1 protein-coding gene is annotated in these 1,608 nt (G+C 63.1%); it reads left to right on the top strand.

The features are described 5' to 3' along the window. Positions 1–1,608: urocanate hydratase (hutU, locus tag IE038_RS23790; RefSeq protein WP_189396408.1), on the top strand; the 1,608-nt coding region annotated here is incomplete at both ends.

Genomic DNA, 1,608 nt, shown 5'->3' with positions numbered 1-1,608 from the left:
CGAAATTCGCGCACCGCGCGGCACTACGCTGACCGCCAAAAGCTGGCTGACTGAAGCGCCGCTGCGCATGCTGATGAACAACCTCGACCCTGAAGTCGCGGAAAACCCGAAAGAGCTGGTGGTGTACGGCGGCATTGGCCGTGCGGCGCGTAACTGGGAGTGCTACGACAAGATCGTCGAGAGCCTGACCAACCTGAACGACGACGAAACGCTGCTGGTGCAATCCGGCAAGCCAGTCGGCGTGTTCAAGACCCACGCCAATGCCCCGCGCGTGTTGATCGCCAACTCCAACCTGGTGCCGCACTGGGCCACGTGGGAGCACTTCAACGAACTGGATGCCAAGGGCCTGGCCATGTACGGCCAGATGACTGCCGGCAGCTGGATCTACATCGGCAGCCAGGGCATCGTTCAAGGCACCTATGAAACCTTCGTCGAAGCCGGTCGCCAGCACTATAACGGCAGCCTCAAGGGCAAGTGGGTACTGACCGCTGGCCTGGGTGGCATGGGTGGCGCGCAGCCGCTGGCTGCAACCCTGGCCGGTGCCTGCTCGCTGAACATCGAATGCCAGCAGAGCCGCATCGACTTCCGCCTGAGCACCCGTTACGTCGACGAGCAGGCCAACGACCTGGACGACGCCCTGGCGCGTATCGCCAAGTACACCGCTGAAGGCAAAGCCATTTCCATTGCCCTGCACGGTAACGCCGCGGAAATCCTGCCAGAGCTGGTCAAGCGTGGCGTGCGTCCGGACATGGTCACTGACCAGACCAGCGCCCACGACCCGCTCAACGGTTACCTGCCGGCAGGCTGGACCTGGGAACAGTACCGTGACCGCGCACAAACCGAGCCGGCTGCGGTGGTCAAGGCGGCCAAGCAGTCGATGGCCGTGCATGTGCAGGCCATGCTCGACTTCCAGAAGCAGGGCGTTCCGACCTTCGACTACGGCAACAATATCCGTCAGATGGCCAAGGAAGAAGGCGTAGAAAACGCATTCGACTTCCCAGGTTTCGTACCGGCCTATATTCGCCCGCTGTTCTGCCGTGGTATCGGCCCGTTCCGCTGGGCAGCCCTGTCGGGTAACGCCGAAGACATCTACAAGACCGACGCCAAGGTCAAGGAACTGATCCCGGACGATGCGCACCTGCACAACTGGCTGGAAATGGCCCGTGAGCGCATCAGCTTCCAGGGCCTGCCCGCACGTATCTGCTGGGTCGGCCTGGGCCAGCGCGCCAAGTTGGGCCTGGCGTTCAACGAAATGGTGCGCCGCGGTGAACTGTCGGCACCGATCGTGATCGGTCGTGACCACCTGGACTCCGGCTCGGTGTCGAGCCCGAACCGCGAAACCGAATCGATGATGGATGGCTCGGACGCCGTGTCCGACTGGCCATTGCTCAACGCACTGCTCAACACCGCCAGTGGCGCGACCTGGGTTTCCCTGCACCACGGCGGCGGTGTCGGCATGGGCTTCTCGCAGCACTCGGGCATGGTCATCGTCTGTGACGGTACCGACGAGGCTGCCGAGCGTATCGCTCGCGTTCTGACCAACGACCCGGCGACTGGCGTCATGCGTCATGCCGATGCCGGTTATCAGATCGCCATCGATTGCGCCAA

This window comes from Pseudomonas laurentiana (assembly GCF_014648275.1).
GTDB lineage: Bacteria > Pseudomonadota > Gammaproteobacteria > Pseudomonadales > Pseudomonadaceae > Aquipseudomonas > Aquipseudomonas laurentiana.
This window is presented reverse-complemented; position numbering and strand designations above follow the sequence as displayed.